Source organism: Flavobacterium sp. C3NV (assembly GCF_046825355.2).
In the GTDB taxonomy this organism is placed as follows: domain Bacteria; phylum Bacteroidota; class Bacteroidia; order Flavobacteriales; family Flavobacteriaceae; genus Flavobacterium.
The window spans coordinates 148318-168695 of sequence record NZ_JBKQBJ020000009.1 but is presented as its reverse complement, the minus strand read 5'-3'; the positions used below and the strand labels follow the sequence as shown (position 1 = coordinate 168695).

Here is a 20378-nt window from a genome sequence, read left to right as displayed (position 1 = left end):
TATTAGAAGGTTTCTAAATATTCACTTTTATTAAATCTTTCAAAATTTATGACTTCAAAATCTTGGTAACAGTACTTTTTGATAAGCAATAATTGTATTTGTCGTTTCCAGGATAATAGCAATAGACAAAAAAACAAATGACCCTATAAAAGTAGGGTCATTTGTTTTTAGAGAAATAATGTAAAATTTTGACTTTTTATTTAAAGATCAAATTTCAATGTTACATTTTCAAAATTGTTTTATACTCCGTTTGATTGTTTAAAACACCAACCGCTTTCTTAATCTCAGAGTTGTTTTTGATGTAATATTGGTACAAACCTTCCTGATACTGATATCTCTTAATCAATTCTTCCTGAATTAGGTTTCTAATCTCTTTTTGATTTTTATCTAGCAAAGTCGTTTCACTTTTTTCAAGAGCGGCCAGTAATTGCTGATATTCCGGAGCTATCGTTTCGTCGATTTTTTCATTTTTGGCTGCAGCCAAAGTATTTTTCAAAGCTACTTCCGTTTCAGTGTCAAAACTGATTTTGTTGGCTTTCAGGTATTGTTTAAAACTAGCATAATCAGCATCAGAAACCGTTGGGATTTTATCTCCCAAATTTGGATTCTTATAGTAATATGTTGTAGCGTAATCAAAAATCCCGTCATTTTTTAATAATGCCGTCGTAATAGGGCTCATTTTAGATTCATCTAATTCGATATCTGGCAATACACCACCACCATCATAAACCGTTCTTCCTTTTCTGGTTTTAAAAGCATTAAAGTTTTTGGCATCCGTTTTTTGAGCAACACCATTTTTATCCTTATGCGCATAATCCAAAGCCTGAATGCAACGGCCAGAAGGCGTATAGTAGCGTGAAATGGTTACTTTTAGCTGAGTTCCGTAAGTCAAATCAACAGAACGCTGTACCAAACCTTTACCAAAACTGCGGGTTCCTAAAATCACGGCGCGATCTAAATCCTGCAAAGCACCCGAAACGATTTCAGACGCAGAAGCGCTTCTTCCGTTTACTAAAATAGCAAGTGGAATCTGAGTATCAACAGGTTCTTTGGTCGTTTTATAAGTATTGTTATGTTTTTCGATTCTTGATTTTGTAGTTACAATTACTTCATTCTTAGGTACAAATAAATTACAAATATCAATAGCTTCGTTAAGCAAACCACCAGGATTTCCTCTTAAATCAAGCACAATTTGCGTGGCGCCATCTGCTTTAAGTTTTTCCAACGCTTCTTTTACTTCATTTGATGCCTTTCGGCTAAAGTGCGCCAAAACAATATAACCCGTTTTGTCATCGATTTTACCATAAAAAGGAACCGATTTAATATCCACTTCATCCAAAATCAACTCCGTTGTAAAGGTTTTTCCCTGACGAAGGTATTTAATCTGGATTTTGGTGTTTTTTGTTCCCTTCAATAATTGTGAAGCATCATCTTTAAAATCAGCAATCAAAACATCGCCAATTTGTATAATCTCGTCACCCGCTTTTAGTCCGGCTTTATCAGCAGGATAATTTTTATAAGGTTCGCGAACAATCAAGCGGTCTTTTTTTCTGGAGATCAAAGCGCCAATTCCGGTATATTCTCCGGTATTATTGATTTTGAAGTTGACAACATCCTGTTCGTTAAAGTAAACCGTATAAGGATCTAAACTTCCCAACATGCTTTTAATGGCTTTGTCCATCAAATCGCCCGGATTCGTTTCGTCGACATAATTCGTGTTAACAGCTTTAAACAATGTCGTGAAGATTTCGATTTGTTTGGCAATCTCAAAAAAGTCGTCTTTGAAACTGGTTCCAATAAATAAAAATCCTGCCGCAACAGTAGGTATGATAAATTTCTTTTTGAAATAAGGATACATGATTATAATTTTTTTCTTTTAAATCTTCTTCTAATAAAATAGGCAACTACACAAAATAGTATAATAAAGGGCCAAAGGCTAATAATGGATATTAAAAATTCTGAAAGGCTAAAAAATCCGGATTGAATCGCTGCCCAGATTTTAGATCCGTACGAAGCTTTAACACCTTCTTTTTGAGCAATCGTTTTGTAGAATTCTATGGTTACAGTACTTTCAGAAACTCGGCTTTCTAAATATTTCAATTGCCCTTCTTTAGCTTCAATTTCTTCGCGAATAGCTGAAATCTGTTTTTCAATTTCCAGAATTTCACTTATTTTGGTTGCTTTTTGAAGAATTTGAAGATAACGTTCTTCAAGTTTTCGTTTCGTTTTTAGTCTTGTCGTTAAGTCAATATATTGTTCGGTAACATTTTGCGAAGTAATATCTTTTCTTTCAAAATAAGAAACCCCTTTTGAAATAGCATTTATAAAAGAATCAAAATTTTGAATGGGAACACGAACGGTTAAATATCTATAAACGTTATCGTAATCTTTTCCTTCAGAATCATTTTGTATGCTGGCCTTATTCGCTGCAATTGCAGTTTGAATTTGATTGAAAGTATCTTGAAGATCATTGGTTTCAAATCTTAGCGAAGCTTCTTTAATAATTTTTTGAGGAATTGCAGGAGAAGCAGGGTCAGCCATGTCATCTTTTAGATCTGAACTGGCAGCGGATTCATTTTTTGGAGGCAGCTTCACGGCACTAATCATCATATTAGCTGGTTCCTCGTGTTTACTACAACCTGAAAAAGTCAAAAGGACAAAGAATAAAAAGAAAATATATTTCATATCTATTTCAAATTAAATCTAAAACTACAATTTTTTTATAATTCTTAGTCTAATTTGATAAATAAAGTTGTCATCGAAGGATTACAAATTGGTTTTATCTTCAGAATCAGTTGTTTTGTTTACTTGCAGAAGGAATTTCTCGAACAACTGAATCGTTTTGGTATTGATTTCTTCGTAAGATAATTTGTCTTTTGTCTGATAAAAAAACATCACAGAATAAGGTTCCTGAATATTATCTAAAAGCAAATGTTTATTCAGTCGGTACGTTTCTCTTAAAACACGTTTGAAATAATTACGATCAACCGCTTTTTTAAAATATTTCTTAGAAACCGAAACGCCCATTTTAATTTTTTCGTCTGAACCTTCTTCCGCTTGACGGTAAACCAAACGCAACGGATATTTAGAAACCGATTTTCCTTCAGAAAACAGTAAACCTATTGTCGTTTTGCTTTTTAAGCGTTCCTTTTTTGGGTAAGTGAAGTTCATTTAATTCAGAAAAAATTGCAATTATTTGGCAAAGGTACAATTGTATTGCAAAAGCAAACGAATATTAGACAATTACTTTGTATTCAAATTTATGCCGGGCAATAAATAGTAAAGGATTTACCCATACAAATGTGGTTTTTATAACTTAAACCTGATTTTCTATAAACAATAAAGCGTATGTCGTGCGTATATTTGTAAAATTCAATTTATTAAGCCATTATAAAGGAGTCAAATTTGTACGATTTGTAATAGATTTATTTTGGTAACTAACATATTTATTGGTAGTTATATAATTTTTATAGAGCTAAAAATTTATTTATTACTTTTGGGCATTAATTTTTTAAGCATGCAAAAAATAATTTCCTATCCAATATCTGCCATATACTATATAATTTTTAGTTTGTGCTTGCTTGTATTTCATCCAATACAATGGATTTGCCTAAATGTTTTTGGCTATCAGGCTCATAAAAAAAGTGTCGATTATTTGAATTTTTTCCTTTTAAGATGTACCAATCTTGTGGGAACAACCTATAAAATCGAAAACAGAGAAACGATACCAACAGGAGTGCCAATTATTTTTGTTTGTAACCACCAAAGTATGTATGATATCATTGCAATGATTTGGTATTTTAGACGTTTTCATTGTAAATTTGTAAGCAAGAAAGAGTTAGGTAGCGGAATCCCAAGTGTATCATATAATTTGAAACACGGAGGATCGGTGCTAATCGACCGTAAAGACCCTAAACAAGCTATTCCGGCAATTAAAGGTTTGTCTGAATATATTGAAAAATATAATAGAGCAGCTGTTATTTTTCCTGAAGGAACGCGTAGTAAAACAGGAAAACCTAAAGAATTCGCTCAAAATGGTGTAAAAATTCTATGTAAATATGCACCTTCTGCGTATGTAGTACCAGTGAGTATCAACAATTCATGGAAAATGGTAAAATATGGTTTTTTCCCTGTAGGTTTAGGAAATCGCCTTACCTTTACCGTTCATAAAGCTTTGGCTGTAAAAGACTATAATTTTGCCGATATAATGGAGATGACAGAGAAGGCAGTTATAGAAGGAGTAAACGAGTATAAATAGATTTTTGTTTTTTAGTGAAGAGCTAAAACTTAAATCCCAATCTTAAATAAGTAATGTCTATAAAAAACATTAGATTAGAAGTAATGCAGTTTTTGGAAAAAAACGTGGATAGCTTCGTTGAACAGTATTTAATTCCAGTGGAAAAAATTTGGCAGCCGTCAGACTTTTTGCCTAATTCTGAAGGAGATAATTTCTTTGAGGAGGTAAAAGAGTTACGTGAAATTGCCAAAGAATTACCATATGATTTCTGGGTTACGCTTGTAGGTGATACCATCACCGAAGAGGCTTTGCCAACATACGAATCATGGTTAATGGATGTAGAAGGTATAAATCAGATAGAAAATGGTGGAAACGGCTGGTCAAAATGGATCCGTCAATGGACCGGAGAGGAAAACCGCCACGGTGATTTACTGAATAAATACTTGTATTTGTCTGGTCGTGTGAATATGCGTGAAATCGAAATGACAACACAGCACTTAATCAACGACGGTTTTGATATTGGAACTGGATCTGACCCATACAAAAACTTTGTATATACAAGTTTCCAGGAATTAGCAACTTACGTTTCGCACAATAGAGTAGCCCAGATGGCTAAAAAATTTGGTGATAACAAGTTGTCTAAAATGTGTAAAATGATTGCGGGTGACGAAATGCGTCATCACCATGCATATAGCGAATTTGTTACAAGAATTTTTGCAGTAGATCCTAGCGAAATGATGTTGGCGTTTCAATACATGATGAAACAAAAAATCGTTATGCCGGCGCACTTTTTAAGAGAATCTGGTCAAAAGATCAGCTCTGCTTTCGAACAATTTTCTGATTCAGCACAACGTATTGGGGTGTATACCGCAAGCGATTATGTAGATATCATGCAGAAATTAATGGACAAGTGGGAAATTGATAAAATGACTGGTTTAACAGACGAAGCTGAAAAAGCACGTGATTACCTAATGAAATTACCGGCTCGTATGGCAAGAATCTCAGAAAGATTGGTAATTCCGCAAGAATCGCACATCTTTAAATGGGTAGAACCAGCGAGATTGTAAAAATTTTAGATTGCAGATTTCTGATTTTAGATTTAAAATTGATTTTTGCATTTGATATTGATATTTAAAACATATTGTTGATTGTTGAGGTTGAAAAACTTTGACAATCAACATTTTTTATTCGAAATAATTAGTATAAATCCTTAAGTTGAAACATAAAAAGCAAAATAGCACCAATAGATACTCTAAAATTTGGAGCGTTTTTATACTTGTTGTTCTTTTGTTATCTATACTTCACACATTTTTAAAATGGCCTATTTACGATTTTTTACTTGAGAAGTATGGTAAAACAACCTCTGGAAAAATAGTAAAAGAGAAAGGATATAATGGTAAAGGAGGTCATATTTTAAAGGAAGAAAAAGGAGATGACATTATTTACCAATATAGTTTTAGAATGAATAATAAAAGTTATTTTGGAGATTCACAAAGTTCTGATTATAATATAAATGACACAATTAATATAATTTATTTAGAAAATTTCCCCGGAATTAACAGACCAAAATATTATTTATACAAATAAGAAATTAATATCTGCGTAAATCCGTTTAATCCGTAAAATCTGTGCGCCATTAACCAAGCAGATAAACACAAAACAAAATATGAATAATTCTGAACTGATAAACAAAACAATCGCTTTTGTAAAAGAAAAACTAAATGATGCCGAAGGCGGACACGATTGGTTTCATATAGAACGCGTTTATAAAAATGCGCTCTTAATTGCAAAAGATACCCATTGTGATCTTACGGTTGTACAGTTAGGAGCTCTGCTTCACGATATTGCCGACAGTAAATTTCATAACGGAGATGAAACGATAGGTCCAAAAACAGCACGTTTATTTTTAGAATCAGAAAATGTTTCAGAAGAAATTATTCAGCATGTAGTCAATATCATCGAAAACATCTCATATAAAGGCGGAAATTTCGAAAAGAAGTTCTCGTCGATAGAACTGGATATCGTTCAGGATGCGGATCGTTTAGACGCAATAGGAGCGATTGGAGTGGCAAGAGCGTTCAATTATGGTGGATTTAAAAACAGAACCCTTCACGATCCTGAAATTGCGCCAATAACCAATATGACAAAAGAGGAATATAAAAAGAATAATGCGCCAACGATAAATCATTTTTACGAAAAGCTTTTACTCTTAAAAGATAAAATGAATACCGAAACCGGAAAACAAATCGCTGCCGAAAGACATCGTTTTATGGAGCTATTCCTGGCTCAGTTCTACGCAGAGTGGGAAGGGATTAAGTAAGTTTACAGTCTCAGTTTCAGTTTTTATGTTTTAATTTGAAATTCTATTTTAGACATAGCTTTGCGAACTTCTCGCGCAGCGAGGCTTATGAATAATACAAAAAAATCTTTGTGAACCTCTGTGAAACCTTCGTGAATCTCTGTGGTAAAAAACCTTAGCCACTTAGAATCTCAATAATTATTCATTTGACCAGCCATTCTCATTTGAAAAACTTTCTATACAATGTATTGAATAACGATCAAATTCTTCTCCAAAATTTTCCTCATAAACGCTATAAGCAGAAAATCCAAAGATTTCAGCTTCGAGGTCAAATGTAGCTTTAGATGGGTCTTTGTCTATAATATTATAATATTCTTTTCCCATGCCTAATATAAAGCAACGGCAGTATAAAAAGCCATCGTCAGAGCCATCTGTGTATTCATGAATTTCCTCTCGATCAATGTTATAAAGTCTTTCTTCTGAAATGAGAATGAATTTTGTTAGATCTTCTTTATTAAGTTCAAGAAGTCTTTTGTTGTAATTTTTGAGAATATAACCTTGCAATTCATCACTTAATTGTTCAAGTATTTCAGCATCATTATTTTTTAGACATTCGGCTCTTAATTTGTAAAGTGCTGGTGAGTCTGCCCAGGAAAGTTCAATAATTTCCCAAAATTTGTCTTCTGTCATTGGTTTAATGTGTTTTGTAGTTTACAATTAGATCAAAAGTATTTCAATTTTTTAAAAGATAAATACTCTAAAACGGTTTTTAAATATCATTAGAAGACAAATCGCTGCCGAAAGACATCGTTTTATGGAGTTATTCCTGGCTCAGTTCTACGCAGAGTGGGAAGGGATTAAATAAGTTTTTCAGTCTCAGTTTCAGTTTTCAGTAAATAAAAAATGGCTTCAATTATGAAGCCATTTTTATTTATTATTGATTCAGTTTATTATTTACTGCGGCTATAATTTTTAGTTTATCAATTATCGAAAGTAATACAAAGATCGCTATTAAGATGAAAAGCGAAGTAATTGCAATGATTGCAAAATATTTTATAGTCCATTCAAGGGCAACTTTTGTTCTGTGAATAAAGCTTATACTTTTTTCTGTCGCTCCTTCGTACATCGAAAATCTTACGGTGCAGAATTCATTTTCGGTATTAAAATTTCCAAGTTCAACTCCCAATCCCTGCAATTGCTCTTCCACTTCTAAAATTTTATCATTCAGGGAAATAAAATCTGCAATTTGGCCTCCTTTTGACTTTAGTTCAATAAGCGATTGAAGCATTTTTTCGATCGAAATCTTTTTAGCATTCAGTTGACGGTATTCGTTTGTTTTGTCAACCTTTGTTATTTCTGTGTCCTTCAGCATTCCAATTTTTTGAAGTTCAAGATAGAAATTCTCGAATTTTGCAGGATTTATTCCAATGAGCAAATGAATCTGTCTATTGCCTTTTTGCCCCAGATTTTGTTCATATTGAATAATAGCATTGTATGATTTTGTTTTTGATTTAATAAGATTCTCATCTTTATCAAATTCAGATGTTTTTGCTTTGATTGAAGCTGTCTTTTCAAATTTCTGACTCGATGCCATATTTGGTGCAGCCTGAATATCTCCTTTGATTGCGATTTTTTCTGAGGCATAATTTTTTCGCAGATTATCAATACTTCCAAAAAAATTATCGCTGTAATCATTGCGAGAAGCCGGATCTGCTGCGACATAACCATAAAGCATTCTAAATGCAAATAATAAAATAAAAAGTCCGGCAGACCATTTACTTAATTTCCAAAATCTTGATCTAAAGTTTTTCGCCATTTCTGTAGTTTAGTTAGTTTATTAATTGCATCGAAAATAGCTAATTTTAAAGTAATTATCTATAAAAAAATAACAGAATTTTTACTACTAATAAAATCAGTTTTCAGTAATAAAAAATGGCTTCATAATTGAAGCCATTTTTTTTATGTTTTAATTCTAACCTACATTTACACATTGCTTTGTGAGCTTCTCGCAAAGCGAACTTTACGGATAATACAAAAAATCTTTGTGAGTCTCTGTGAATCCTTCGTGAATCTCTGTGGTAGAAAATCTCTGTGGTAGAAAATCTTTGCGGACTTCGACTTCGCTCAGTCTGACAATAACAATATAAATACTTTGTGAGTCTCTGTGAGACCTTCGTGAATCTCTGTGGTAAAAAACCTTAGCTACTTAGAATCATCAGCAACTCAGCACCTTTCCTCTAAGAACACCCACAATTCCCTTCACCGCAATCTTTCTTCTTCTTAGATTTCCAAAAGAACTTTTTGATCAAAAAACCAACGGCGATAAATAATATGACAAAGGCAATAATTTCTTGTACCATGATCATTTATTTTAAAAGTTGATACGCAAAAAGCGCTACAAAATAAGCAAGACCGCTCATCAGGAAAAGCTGCATAGCAGGCCATTTCCATGAATTCGTTTCCTTTTTGGTAATGGCAAGCGTACTGGCACATTGCATCGCAAAAGCGTAGAATAATAATAATGAAATACCCGAAGCAAAATTGAAGATCTTCTTACCCGTTTCAGGATTTATCTCTTCCTGCATTTTACTTTTTATAGTAGCTTCGTTATCACTACTTCCCACGCTGTAAATTGTCGCAAGAGTTCCTACGAAAACTTCACGCGCAGCAAACGAACTGATAATCGCAATTCCTATTTTCCAGTCGTAACCTAACGGAGAAATCGCTGGCTCAATGGCTTTACCCATAATCCCGATATACGAGTTCTCTAATTTCTGCGAAGCCACTTCGTTTTCAAATGCTGTTTCGTCAAGAGGTGTATTAACAAATCTTTCTTTTACAATTTCTTCCGCTTCGTTAAAATTTCTTCCAGGACCGTAGGACGCTAAAAACCATAAAATAACAGATATCGCTAAGATAATTTTACCCGCTCCAACAACAAAAGCTTTTGTTTTCTCCACTACATTAATAGCAACATTCTTGAAAAGAGGTAATTTATAACTTGGCATTTCGACAACGAAATACGTTTTAGCACTTATTTTTAATATTTTGTTTAAGATATAAGCCGAGAGAATTGCTGTTCCAAAACCTAATAAATACAACAACATCAAGGCTAAACCTTGTACATTTAGAAAACCAAACAAACGTTCCTCAGGAATTACCAATGAAATAATAATCGTATAAACCGGTAATCTTGCAGAACAAGTCGTGAATGGAGTTACCAAGATCGTAATCAAACGTTCTTTCCAGTTTTCGATATTTCTGGTCGCCATAATTGCCGGAATCGCACAAGCAGTTCCTGAAATCAAAGGCACGACACTTTTTCCGGAGAGACCAAACTTGCGCATGATTTTATCCATCAAAAAGACCACACGGCTCATATAACCACTTTCTTCCAGAATCGAAATGAACAAGAATAGAAAGGCAATTTGCGGAATAAAGATAATAACACCACCAATTCCCGGTACAATTCCCTGCGAAAGTAAATCGGTCAGAATTCCGCTTGGTAATTCCTGAGCCACCCAACTGCTTAAAGAAGCAAAAGTGCTGTCGATAAAATCCATTGGGATTGTTGACCAACTGAAAATCGACTGGAAAATCAAAAACAAAATCGCTAAGAAAATGACATAACCCCAAACCTTGTGTGTTAAAACACGATCGAGTTGAGCTCTAAAGTCTTTTGCCATCGAGGCATCCACTTTTAAACCTTCTTTCAAAACATCATTGATGAATTGATAACGTTTTATTGTTTCTTTTTGCTGTAAACGTTTTAATTCAGAATGCGATTTGGTAAAAGTACTTCTGATTTCATTTCGATCTAAATTCAAAAAGTTCACGTCTTGCGTAATAACCAACCATAATTTATACAATAATTGATTAGGGAAAGCGTGTTGTAATTTTTGAAAATATTCTTCGTCAATAACCGAAGCATTCATACAAGGTTCATTCGGAATGGTTTTATAAGAAACAATGAGTTCTTTTAATGCATCAATTCCTAAACCTTTACGCGAACTTACTAAGGCAATTTTGGTTTTTAGTTTTTCTTCAAGATAAGGAATGTCTAAAGTGATTCCTTTACTTTCCATACGATCCGACATATTAATGACTAAAATCGTTGGAATTTCAAGGTCTTTTATTTGGGTATAAATCAGTAAATTTCGTTTCAGATTTTCAACATCTGTCACTACTACCGCTACATCCGGATATAATTTATCGTTTTTGTTTAATAAAAGTTCAATAACCACACTTTCGTCCATAGAACTTGCGTTCAGACTATAAGTTCCCGGTAAATCCAGAATATTGGCTTTGATGTTGTGCGGTAATTTACAGAACCCGATTTTTTTCTCAACCGTAATTCCGGGATAATTTCCTACTTGCTGATTTAGTCCTGTAAGCTGATTAAAAACGGAAGTTTTTCCTGTATTAGGATTCCCGATAAGGGCAACATTGATATTTTGAATGCTCATTACAAATTGGTTTTGATAAGTTCAACTTCAATTTCACGAGCAGTTTCAACACGAATGGCTACGTGTGAACCATTAATATCTAAATATAATGGATCTCCAAAAGGAGCAATTTGAAGCAATTCGACTAAGTTGCCCGGCAAACAGCCCATTTCTAATAATTTTAGAGGAATAAGATCGATATCAAAATCTTTGATAATGGCTTTCTCGCCTTTTTTTAGAGTGTGGATAGTATTTTGCAAAGCTTATTTAGATTGAATTTAGATTGCAAAAGTAGGCAATTATTCTTTATTTAAAGGCATTTAACACTTTTGTAAATGCTAAATGTTTCTAAAAATAAGGGATTTTACTCCTGACACAAGAAATTGATGTCTTCTAAAAGACGTTGAATTTCCTCTTTATTGGTTCCGTCATAAAAACCACGAACACGCCTTTTTTGATCTACCAAAACAAAATTCTCTGTGTGTACCATATCGTATAATTGATCAGGGCGACCTAGTTTTACCGCCAGATACGATTTTCTGGCCATTGTATAGATTTCTTTTTTGTCTCCCGTAACCAAGTTCCATTTACTGTCAACAACATGATGTTTGATGGCATATTCTTTAAGAACCGGAATACTGTCAACTTCAGGAAAAACGGTATGCGAAAGCAACATTACTTTAGGATTGTTTAAAATTGCTTTTTGAACGTCTTCAAGATTCGTTGTCATTTTTGGACAAATCGAACCACAAGTCGTAAAGAAAAAGTCGGCTACATAAATTTTACCTTCATAATTCTTTTGCGTAATCGTATCTCCGTTTTGATTGACAAATTTAAAATCGGCAATCGTGTGGTATTTGCTTTTATATTGTACCGTACTATCAACCAATTCAGGGTTTACATCGGCAGGATTATAAATTGGTAATGTTTTTTGTGGCTTTAAAGCCGAATAAAATAGGGATATAGTGACAGCCGAAAAGACGAATAAAACAATAAAGAATTTGCGGTATTTATAAAGAAACGATTTCATAAAAATAATTTGGCGCAAAAATACAAAAAGCACATTTTAAAAAGCGAATAATGTGTTGTTTTTAACAGGATAGTGGAAGTAAATCGCCACGAATTCACGAATTATTTTTTTATTTTTAATTCGTGAATTTGTGGTAGAAATCGTATTTGATCTACTTCTTAACCTTTCTAATAGATTTATTGACCAAATATACTCCGGTTAATGTGACAACTGCACCAATTGCAACGGCCTTTGTAAGTATTTCTCCAAAAATAAAAGAGCCTAAAACCATAGCCACGATCGGGTTGATATAAACATAAATACTGCTAATTTCTGTTGGAAGATTTTTCAATGAATAGATAAAAGCGATAAAAGTTAAAACCGAACCAATAATAACTAAATAGGCAATTGCCCACCATGAAGGCATTGGGATTTCAGCAAATGGAATATTAATTCCTGCAGCTTCAGTAATTCCAAATAAAAATATACTTGAGATCAGCATCTGTAATCCTAAACTAAAATAAGGGTTAAAACTTGCTGCTTTTTTCTTTGTTTGTAAAATTCCAAAAGCCCATGTAATGGTAGATACAGTCATTAAAATAATCCCGAATTGAAATTCTGGTTTTAATATATCAGCAATATAATCGATGAAAAGAATACAAATACCTCCAAAACTAATTAAAATTCCAAGCAAAGCCATTCTTGCAATTTTGTAGCCGTTAAAAAAATTAATAATAATGATAAAGATGGGGAAAAGCGCAGTAATTATTGCACCTAATCCGCTACTCATATATTTAACGCCCCAGGTACTTAAGCCATTACTAAGCATAAAGTTTAAAATTGCTAATACGAATATGGTTCGCCATTCTTTTCCTTTTGGCCAGGGTTCTTTCTTTATTAAAAAATAACCTACATATAAAATTCCACCTAAAAACTGACGAATGGTTACCAATTGCAAAGCTGGCATATATCTAACACCCTCTTTTGAGGCAAGCCAGGTCGTTCCCCAAAAAAAACTTACCCAACATAACGCCAATATCGGTAACCCGATGGCATCGATTCTTCCGGAAACAGCATTTTGTATTTTGGCTCTCACTTTTTTTTGAATTATTTGTAACAAATATTCCAAAAACTATTCTAATATTCAGTTAGAAACCGGTAATAAATACATGAAAAGATTTGATGATATCTATTAAAATGTTAGAATAATCTAATTTTTTGCGATTATTTCAATAATTTTAACATAGCGTTTCAGATATTAGGAATACGTTTGTATAACGACCAAAAACTTAAATATAAATGAAAAAACAACTTAGCAGACCTTTGTTCTGCGCCTTTTTTGCAGCGGTTTCATTTACAGCTGTTAAAGCTCAAAATGCAACCCCAAAGGAACCGGGTATTAATGTGTCATACATGAATACTAAAATTAGTCCAAGTCAGGACTTTTTTCAATACGTAAACGGAACCTGGCTTAATCAAACTGAAATCCCCAGCGATCGTACCACATGGGGAAGTTTTAATGAATTGATTAAGAAAACAGACAAAGATGCAATGTCGATCCTGAAAGAAGCATCTAAAAATCCAAAGTACAAATCAAATACAGATCAGGGTAAAGCGGTTAATTTATTTTCAACGATTCTAGATACAGTTGGAAGAAATAAAGCCGGAATTGCTCCTTTGCAACCTTATTTTAAAAAGATTGATGCCATTAAAAACGTAGCTGATCTTCAAAAGTATTTAGTTGAGGTTGAACCGGAAGGTACAGCTGCTTTTTTCGGAATCTATATTGGTGCCGATGAAAAAAACAGTTCTAAAAACTCTGTAACTCTGGGTGTAAGTCAGTTAGGTTTACCGGATAAAGATTACTACACTTCTGAAGATAAGGATTCTAAAGAAAAAAGAGCAAAATACGAGCTTCATGTAGCGAAAATGCTGCAGTTTATTGGCGAGTCTCCTGAAAAAGCAAAACAAAGTGCAGCCACAATTTTAGCTTTGGAAACAGAATTATCTAAGCCAAGATTAGATCGTGTAGAAAGCAGAGACAGCCGTTTGCAATACAACCCAATGACAATTGCTGAACTTCAAAAAATAACACCGGCTATCAAGTGGGATGCTTATTTTACAGGTTTGGGACTGGCAAAATTAGATACTGTCGTGGTAATGGAGCCAAAGTATATGAAAGCTTTGCAAACTATTTTTACCCAAAATAAAGTAGCACAGTGGAAAGAATACTTAAAATGGGATTTATTAAATACCGTTGCTACAAAATTATCTACAGATATCGAAACGGCTAATTTTAATTTTTACAGTAAAACCTTAAGAGGAGCTATAAAACAATTACCACGTGAAGAAAAAGCATTACAGGTAGTAAACACGACTGTTGGTGAAGCACTTGGTAAATTATATGTAGAAAAAGTATTTCCTGCAGAAGCAAAAGCAAAAGCAGTAGATATGATTCATAATATTATTTTGGCGTACCAAAATCGTATTAATAATTTAACATGGATGTCTGCGGCAACTAAAGTAAAAGCGATTGAAAAGTTAAATAAAATTACTATAAAAGTAGGTTATCCTGATAAATGGAAAGATTATTCAGCACTTGAAATTAAAAGTGTAGCCGAAGGCGGAAGTTATTTTGATAATGCCCGTAACCTTAGCAAATGGAATTTCAAAAAAGGAATCGAAAAACTAAACAAACCGGTTGATAAAACAGAGTGGGGAATGTCGCCGCAAACTGTAAATGCGTATTACAATCCATCTTATAACGAGATTGTTTTCCCTGCAGCAATTTTACAACCGCCATTTTACAATTACCAAGCTGATGAAGCGGTTAATTATGGTGGAATTGGAGCGGTTATTGGTCATGAAATCTCTCATGGTTTTGATGATTCAGGAGCACGTTATAATGCCGAAGGTAATTTGGTAGACTGGTGGACTCCAGAAGATCTAACACAATTTACAGCACTTGGTAAAGCTTTGGCAGATCAATACAGTGCTTTAGAGCCATTGCCTGGAATTCACGTAGACGGTAATTTTACTTTAGGTGAAAACATTGGAGATTTAGGTGGTATTAATGCTGCTTATGATGGTTTGCAATTGTATTTGAAATCACATCCAAATCCTGGATTAATTGATGGATTTACTCCGCAACAACGTTTCTTTATTTCATGGGCAACCGTATGGAGAACTAAAACGAGAGACGAAGCAATTAAAAATCAGGTAAAAACAGATCCGCATTCTCCAGGAATGTACAGAGCTTATGTTCCGCTTCAAAATGTTGATGCATTTTACGATGCTTTCGGTATCAAAAAAGGAGAAAAAATGTATGTTGATACGGATAAAAGAGTTAAAATCTGGTAATCTATAAAATAAAAACGGCGCTGATAAAGCGTCGTTTTTTGTTTATGTAATTATTTTAGAAGACATTTTGGGTTAAAATAATTGCTCATAAATTCTCCAAATCAATTATTGATAAAATTTAACATAGAATTCAAAATAATAACAATACGTTTGTATATATACTAATTCAATAAATAAAAATGATAAAACAGCTTAACAAATCTGTGTTTTGTGCATTTTCAGCAATGCTTTGTTGTGTTACAATCGAGGCACAAAATGCTAAACCAAAAGAACCGGGTATCAACCTTTCTAATATGGACACGAAAGTAAGTCCGGGTCAGGATTTCTTCCGTTACGTAAACGGATCCTGGTTAGAAAAGACTGAAATTCCAAGTGATAGAAATTCATGGGGAAGTTTTAATGAACTACGTCAAAAGACAGATAATGATGCTCTTGCTATCTTAAAAGAAGCGTCAAAAGATCCTAAATACAAATCGAATACAGATCAGGGTAAAGCAATTGCTTTGTTCAATACGATTATGGATACTGTAGGACGTAATAAAAATGGAGTAAAACCACTTCAGCCTTATTTAAAGAAAATCGATGCAATTAAAAACGTAACCGATTTACAAAATTTCTTTATCGAAATGCAGCCTCAGGGCGGAATTGGTTTCTTTGGAGTTTATGTTGGTGCTGATGCAAAAAACAGTAACAAAAACTCGGTGAACTTAAGTCCGGGAGGTTTAGGATTATCTGATAAAGATTACTACAACGCAGATGATAAGGATTCGAAAGAAAAACGTGAGAAATACGAAGTACACGTAGCAAGAATGATGCAGTATCTGGGAGAATCTCCGGCAAAAGCAAAAGAAAGTGCAAAACAAATCCTTGCGTTAGAAATTGAATTGTCTGCTCCAAGATTAGATCGTGTTGAGCGCAGAGACCGTAGAAAACAATACAATCCAACTGCTGTTGCTGACTTAAAAAAGAATACACCTTCAATTCAATGGGATAAATATTTTACCGGAATTGGTATGGCAAAACTGGATACAGTAAATGTAGCACAGCCGCGTTATATGATTGCGTTAGAAAAAACCTTAACAGAAAAGAAAGTAGAAGCCTGGAAAGAATACCTTAAATGGACTTTATTAAACAGAACAGCTTCAACTTTATCTACTGATATTGAAAATGCAAATTTCGATTTCTACGGAAAAACATTAACAGGAGCTTTGAAACAACGTCCGCGTGAAGAAGTGGCATTACAGGTTATCAACGGTGCAACCGGAGAAGCTTTAGGAAAATTGTATGTAGAGAAATTATTTCCTGCTGAAGCAAAAGACAAAGCAAAAAATATGATTGCTAATGTAATGTTGGCTTATGAAAACAGAATCAATGCATTGCCATGGATGTCTGCAGAAACTAAGACAAAAGCAATCGAAAAATTGAAGAAACTGACCATTAAAATTGGATATCCTGATAAATGGAAAGATTACTCTAAACTAGAACTTAAAAATGTTAATGAAGGCGGAACTTATTTTGATAATTCAAGAAATATATCAAAATGGGCTTACGCAGAAAACTTAGCGAAATTAGGTAAACCGGTGGATAAAACAGAATGGGGAATGTCTCCGCAAACTGTAAATGCTTATTTCAACCCGTCTTACAACGAGATTGTTTTCCCAGCGGCGATTTTACAACCACCTTTCTATAATTACCAAGCTGACGAAGCAGTTAATTATGGTGGAATTGGAGCTGTAATCGGACACGAGATTTCTCACGGATTTGATGATTCTGGTGCACGTTACAACGCAGACGGAAACCTTGTTGACTGGTGGACAGCTGATGATTTAAAACAATTTACTGCATTAGGTACAAAGCTTGCTGATCAATACAGCGCATTAGAGCCTTTACCTGGAATTCACGTAGATGGTAAATTTACTTTAGGTGAAAATATTGGAGATTTAGGTGGAATTAACGCTGCTTACGACGGATTGCAATTGTATTTGAAAGCAAATGGTAATCCGGGATTAATTGACGGATTTACGCCCGAACAACGTTTCTTTATTTCGTGGGCGACAGTTTGGAGAACAAAATCAAGAGATGAGGCTATCAAAAGTCAGGTTAAAACTGATCCGCATTCACCAGGAATGTACAGAGCAGTTGTGCCTATCCAGAACGTAGATGCTTTTTACCAAGCTTTCGGAATCAAAAAAGGAGATGCAATGTATGTTGAACCTGAGAAGAGAGTTAAAATCTGGTAATTTTTTAGAATATCATATAAAAAAGGGGCTTTTTCGACTTTCGAGAAGGTCCCTTTTTGATTATTATTTGTTTAATGAAATCAGAGCTTTTTACTTTCTACGCCGGTTTATCATTCCGTAGGAATGTTTCGTCGGTAGAAAAAAAAATAGCCAGCGAAGTTTACGTTCCGTAGGAACGTTTAATGTGTTAGATTGTTTTAAAAAAAATGATGATGTCAAAATCAAACGTTCCTACGGAACGTAAAATAATGATCACAATATAATTTTTCTACCGACGAAATGTTCCTATGGAACAACGTAATATAAAAAACAAAAACAAAGTTTTTCACTTTTTTATAGCTGTTTATCATTCCGTAGGAATGTTTCGTCGGTAGAAAAATAATAGCGACCCAAGTTTACGTTCCGTAGGAACGTTTGATGTGTTAGATTGTTTTAAAAAAAATGATGATGTCAAAATCAAACGTTCGTACGGAACGTGCAATAACGATCACAATATAATTTTTCTACCGACGAAATGTTCCTATGGAACAAAAGAATTTATATGTGAATAAAGAAATATAGGAATGGACAAGGGAATGTATGAATGGAATCAACAATATATTAAATAAAAAACGGCGCTAATTTTAGCGCCGTTTTTGTTTCTATATTTTATTGAAGTGCGATATAAATAGCAACTTCTGCTTTTTCCGGGTTTTGAGTCTTCTCGCCATAAACTTCAAAATCTGCAGTAAAACTTCGATCTAAATCTGAGTTCCAGATTTCCAGCCATTTGTTGTAAACAATTCCTTCAGATAAATTTCCTTTGGCAATCAATTCTTCATAATTTGCTGACTCAATTGTTTTACCAATCATATTTTCAGGTACAACATCCAGATTTTCAACTTTACAGCCTAAAATAGTAGTGTAAGGTTTGGTATGATCTTTTTCGTAATCGGTATAAATACAAAATAGATCTTCCGAAACCTTATTTGGAATTTTACTTTGAATTTCTTCACTCATAAATTGGCTCCAAAGTGCCGGAATGTCTTTTCCGGATTGACCATTTTCGTTTGTCGTTCTTACCGAAATACCAATTACATTGAATTTTTGAATTATCATTTTGCGCTATTTTTTATTAAGCTGTAAATGTAAAACGATGCAATGACAACCGTATGTCAGCAGGAATCGTTAAAACTACTTTAAATTGCTGTAAATATAGCTTTCTATCGCTTTCAACTCCTCGTCAGACATTGCCTGAGTAATAGGTAAATTCGTTTTCATAACCGCAAACTGACTCGGATCTACGATTGGTTCGGCATTTCCTTTTAAGAAAGTAACCATATCACCTTTTTTATCTTTATAGATTTTGGCAATTTCCTGAATACTTGGCCCAATTACTTTTTGATCAACCTGATGACAAGAAATACAATTTCCTTGCCCTTCAAAAATTTGTTTTCCTAAAGCTTCCGGAGTTTTGGCTTCCGCCGAATGTCCTTCTGAATAATTTTCTGTAGGATCCTGAACAGATTCTTCAGTTGCTTCTTTTTTACAAGATGTAAAAGCTAAAAGTGCCGATAAGAATAATACGTTTTTCATGATTATTTATTTAATAGTAAAGCTGCTTCTTTTGCAAAATAAGTTGAGATGATACTGGCACCTGCACGCTTAATGCAATATAGTTGCTCTATCATAATTTTGTCATGATCTAACCATCCTCTTTCTGCTGCGGCCTTTACCATAGCGTACTCACCAGATACCTGGTAAACCGCAACTGGTACATGAACGGCATTTTTTACCTCACGAACAATGTCTAAATAAGCAATTCCTGGTTTTACCATCACGATATCTGCACCTTCTTCAACATCTAATAATGCTTCACGAATTCCTTCAATTCTATTCGCATAATCCATTTGATAGGTCTTTTTATCTTTAGGAATATTTTGAGAATCTACTGGAGCAGAATCTAATGCATCACGAAAAGGTCCGTAAAATGCCGAAGCATATTTGGCACTATAACTCATGATTCCCACATTGTGATGTCCGTTTTCCTCTAATGCTTTTCTGATCGCTAAAACTCTTCCGTCCATCATGTCGCTTGGTGCCACAAAATCGGCTCCGGCTTCGGCATGACTTAAACTCATTCGGGTTAAAGCATCAACAGTTGCATCGTTTACCAATTGACCATTTTCGATAATTCCGTCATGACCGTAAATTGAATACGGATCTAAAGCAACGTCCGGCATTACAATCATTTCCGGAACGGCATCTTTAATGGCGCGAATCGTTTGTTGCATCAAACCATCTTTGTTCCAGGCTTCAACACCTTTGTTATCTTTTAAATTGTCGCTAACTTTTACATAAATATTCACCGCTTTGATGCCTAAATCCCAGGCTTCTTTTACTTCTTTAATCGTATTGTCCAACGAATGACGGTAGATTCCTGGCATAGACGGGATCGCTACTTTTACATCTTTTCCTTCGGCAACAAACATTGGAAGCATAAAATCCTGTGGACTCAAACTTGTTTCACGAACTAAAGAACGAATAGATTCATTGGTTCTTAAACGGCGGTTTCTTTGTAATGGGAACATATAATTTAAGATTTTTAGATTTTAGATTTCAGATTTAATGTGATTTCCTTGAAAGCAGATCGATTAATTCTTGTTCTAAAAACTACAGTTGTTTTTTTGTTTTTTTTGAAGATTGTATTGCTTTTTAATAAGTGTCGCAAAGTTAAAGAAAAATGAACAGAATAAGGCTGTTAGCGTAGAGTAGAATCCGTTAATATTATCTAAAAATTTACTGATTT

Annotated in this window: 19 protein-coding genes; 6 read left to right on the top strand and 13 right to left on the bottom strand. The window is 33.9% G+C overall.

The window, feature by feature from the left end; translation table 11 throughout:
- Positions 1 to 220: 220 nt before the first annotated feature.
- The 3 genes from ACIDC4_RS14695 to rnpA form a co-directional block, all read right to left on the bottom strand.
- The gene (locus ACIDC4_RS14695) at positions 221 to 1858 is read right to left on the bottom strand and encodes a S41 family peptidase (protein WP_412044847.1); all 1638 of its coding nucleotides are present in this window, start codon (positions 1856 to 1858) and stop codon (positions 221 to 223) included.
- Between the two features lie 2 nt (positions 1859 to 1860).
- A complete protein-coding gene (locus tag ACIDC4_RS14690) occupies positions 1861 to 2685 on the bottom strand; it encodes a DUF4349 domain-containing protein (RefSeq protein WP_412044846.1) in 825 nt (274 codons plus the stop codon).
- An 81-nt stretch (positions 2686 to 2766) separates the two neighbouring features.
- Positions 2767 to 3171, bottom strand: coding sequence for a ribonuclease P protein component (gene rnpA / locus ACIDC4_RS14685; RefSeq protein WP_412044845.1), 405 nt, complete (start codon positions 3169 to 3171; stop codon positions 2767 to 2769).
- A 346-nt stretch (positions 3172 to 3517) separates the two neighbouring features.
- On the opposite strand from rnpA, the gene ACIDC4_RS14680 reads away from it, so the two are divergent.
- The 4 genes from ACIDC4_RS14680 (at position 3518) to ACIDC4_RS14665 (ending at position 6557) form a co-directional block, all read left to right on the top strand.
- Complete coding sequence (locus tag ACIDC4_RS14680) at positions 3518 to 4258, top strand: lysophospholipid acyltransferase family protein (protein ID WP_412044844.1); 741 nt, start codon at positions 3518 to 3520, stop codon at positions 4256 to 4258.
- Between the two features lie 53 nt (positions 4259 to 4311).
- On the top strand, positions 4312 to 5304 hold the full coding sequence (locus ACIDC4_RS14675) for an acyl-ACP desaturase (RefSeq protein ID WP_230033975.1): 993 nt from the start codon (positions 4312 to 4314) through the stop codon (positions 5302 to 5304).
- A gap of 148 nt (positions 5305 to 5452) precedes the next feature.
- Entirely contained in the window at positions 5453 to 5824 is a 372-nt protein-coding gene (locus ACIDC4_RS14670) for a hypothetical protein (RefSeq protein WP_412044843.1), read from the top strand.
- A 79-nt stretch (positions 5825 to 5903) separates the two neighbouring features.
- Entirely contained in the window at positions 5904 to 6557 is a 654-nt protein-coding gene (locus ACIDC4_RS14665; protein WP_412044842.1) for an HD domain-containing protein, read from the top strand.
- A 177-nt stretch (positions 6558 to 6734) separates the two neighbouring features.
- Here ACIDC4_RS14665 and ACIDC4_RS14660 read toward each other — a convergent pair whose 3' ends face one another.
- From ACIDC4_RS14660 to ACIDC4_RS14630, 7 genes are all read right to left on the bottom strand, one after another.
- Entirely contained in the window at positions 6735 to 7226 is a 492-nt protein-coding gene (locus ACIDC4_RS14660) for a DUF4240 domain-containing protein (RefSeq protein ID WP_412044841.1), read from the bottom strand.
- A 244-nt stretch (positions 7227 to 7470) separates the two neighbouring features.
- On the bottom strand, positions 7471 to 8352 hold the full coding sequence (locus tag ACIDC4_RS14655; protein WP_412044840.1) for a DUF4349 domain-containing protein: 882 nt from the start codon (positions 8350 to 8352) through the stop codon (positions 7471 to 7473).
- A gap of 421 nt (positions 8353 to 8773) precedes the next feature.
- Positions 8774 to 8896 (bottom strand): FeoB-associated Cys-rich membrane protein, encoded by a 123-nt coding sequence (locus ACIDC4_RS14650; RefSeq protein ID WP_078006651.1) that lies wholly within the window; start codon positions 8894 to 8896, stop codon positions 8774 to 8776.
- 6 nt (positions 8897 to 8902) lie between these two features.
- Entirely contained in the window at positions 8903 to 11002 is a 2100-nt protein-coding gene (gene feoB, locus ACIDC4_RS14645) for a ferrous iron transport protein B (protein ID WP_412044839.1), read from the bottom strand.
- The gene (locus tag ACIDC4_RS14640) at positions 11002 to 11241 is read right to left on the bottom strand and encodes a FeoA family protein (protein ID WP_017495803.1); all 240 of its coding nucleotides are present in this window, start codon (positions 11239 to 11241) and stop codon (positions 11002 to 11004) included. Before ACIDC4_RS14640 ends, feoB begins: the two co-directional genes overlap by 1 nt.
- A gap of 104 nt (positions 11242 to 11345) precedes the next feature.
- Positions 11346 to 12011 (bottom strand): SCO family protein, encoded by a 666-nt coding sequence (locus ACIDC4_RS14635; protein ID WP_412044838.1) that lies wholly within the window; start codon positions 12009 to 12011, stop codon positions 11346 to 11348.
- 151 nt (positions 12012 to 12162) lie between these two features.
- Entirely contained in the window at positions 12163 to 13086 is a 924-nt protein-coding gene (locus tag ACIDC4_RS14630; RefSeq protein ID WP_412044837.1) for a DMT family transporter, read from the bottom strand.
- A gap of 203 nt (positions 13087 to 13289) precedes the next feature.
- On the opposite strand from ACIDC4_RS14630, the gene ACIDC4_RS14625 reads away from it, so the two are divergent.
- Both ACIDC4_RS14625 and ACIDC4_RS14620 read left to right on the top strand, forming a co-directional pair.
- On the top strand, positions 13290 to 15350 hold the full coding sequence (locus tag ACIDC4_RS14625; RefSeq protein ID WP_412044836.1) for a M13 family metallopeptidase: 2061 nt from the start codon (positions 13290 to 13292) through the stop codon (positions 15348 to 15350).
- 179 nt (positions 15351 to 15529) lie between these two features.
- Complete coding sequence (locus ACIDC4_RS14620) at positions 15530 to 17590, top strand: M13 family metallopeptidase (protein WP_412044835.1); 2061 nt, start codon at positions 15530 to 15532, stop codon at positions 17588 to 17590.
- A 648-nt stretch (positions 17591 to 18238) separates the two neighbouring features.
- Here the strand turns inward: ACIDC4_RS14620 and ACIDC4_RS14615 are convergent.
- The 3 genes from ACIDC4_RS14615 to hemB form a co-directional block, all read right to left on the bottom strand.
- Entirely contained in the window at positions 18239 to 18688 is a 450-nt protein-coding gene (locus ACIDC4_RS14615) for a GyrI-like domain-containing protein (protein WP_412044834.1), read from the bottom strand.
- A gap of 75 nt (positions 18689 to 18763) precedes the next feature.
- On the bottom strand, positions 18764 to 19165 hold the full coding sequence (locus ACIDC4_RS14610) for a c-type cytochrome (RefSeq protein ID WP_412044833.1): 402 nt from the start codon (positions 19163 to 19165) through the stop codon (positions 18764 to 18766).
- Positions 19166 to 19167: 2 nt separating this feature from the next.
- Entirely contained in the window at positions 19168 to 20160 is a 993-nt protein-coding gene (hemB, locus tag ACIDC4_RS14605) for a porphobilinogen synthase (RefSeq protein WP_121317912.1), read from the bottom strand.
- Positions 20161 to 20378: the final 218 nt, after the last annotated feature.